This window comes from Enterobacter cloacae complex sp. P2B, assembly GCF_014895985.1.
GTDB lineage: Bacteria > Pseudomonadota > Gammaproteobacteria > Enterobacterales > Enterobacteriaceae > Enterobacter > Enterobacter bugandensis.
Genome location: NZ_JADBQQ010000011.1, coordinates 435117 through 436007, shown reverse-complemented (window position 1 = coordinate 436007; position 891 = coordinate 435117). Strand labels below are relative to the sequence as shown.

General features: G+C 36.7%; 1 protein-coding gene and 1 pseudogene. Both read left to right on the top strand.

Annotated features, from left to right (window positions below; translation table 11 throughout):
- Position 1: 1 nt before the first annotated feature.
- Positions 2-450, top strand: a pseudogene (locus IM313_RS22785) (Rhs family protein).
- A 25-nt stretch (positions 451-475) separates the two neighbouring features.
- A complete protein-coding gene (locus IM313_RS12145; RefSeq protein WP_048998412.1) occupies positions 476-832 on the top strand; it encodes a hypothetical protein in 357 nt (118 codons plus the stop codon).
- The last annotated feature ends 59 nt before the right edge of the window (positions 833-891 follow it).

Sequence of the window (891 nt, the reverse complement as noted above, 5' to 3'; positions counted from 1 at the left end):
GGTGGGTCCGTGGGGGTTGTCGAGATGTAAAGCACCGAACGGATATAAAACGGGTGATGTTGATCCACATGGTAATCTTTCTCCTGGTGTAAACAGGGCGTCGGGCCACACAAATAGTAAAAATGATGGGTTTGTACAAAGTCACCACCCAATACAAGATGCTTGGGCTAAGAAAAGAATTAACGGTTACCAGAGAAATACTGCACCTGCTACGTTACTTAAATCCGCATCAGGCAGTCCGCACGAAATATAAGTTCTGCTCAACGAACTCGTAGAGCTTTACCGGGAGGTTGGGATACAACGTTGAAACAAGAGTTTCATATCAGTTACAAAGAAATGATTGATGCAGGTTTTCCAAAGCAGCAGGCAAGGAAATCGATTAGTGACTCGTATAAATATTTTGACCAATTGAGAGAGTCTAATAATAGTAATATTTATTTTGATATATAACCTATTCATTAATAGGTAAGCCGATATGGAAAAACAGGATTTAATTGATCAGTTAAATGAAATTGAAAAACTCATACGCAGGTCTTTACCTTCTGAATATAAGCGCTTTATGATTGAGAACGTCAAGGACACTGATTCTTATGAAATTCAACGAGCAAATGGTGACCTGCTTTATGTATTCAATTGTTTTGATTTACTTGAAAGAAATAATACATATACAATTCAAGAGGTTGAGCCTGACGTTTTATTAATTGGTCAAGATGGTGATCTTGGGTACTTTTTGAATTTACGCAAAGGTACTGATGAGATTTATTCTTTAGATCTTGGAGCGTTAGGAAGCCTGGACATGGATAAAGAAAGTAATAGCATATTTATGCTATAATATTTTTATTTATTAAACGAATTAGTTCAGTATATTGGTAAAATCCACGCCAAAGCGTG

Excerpts from the sequence above, each read along its gene's own strand:
- IM313_RS12145 (WP_048998412.1), top strand. The coding sequence starts at position 476 with ATGGAAAAACAGGATTTAATTGATCAGTTAAATGAAATTGAAAAACTC.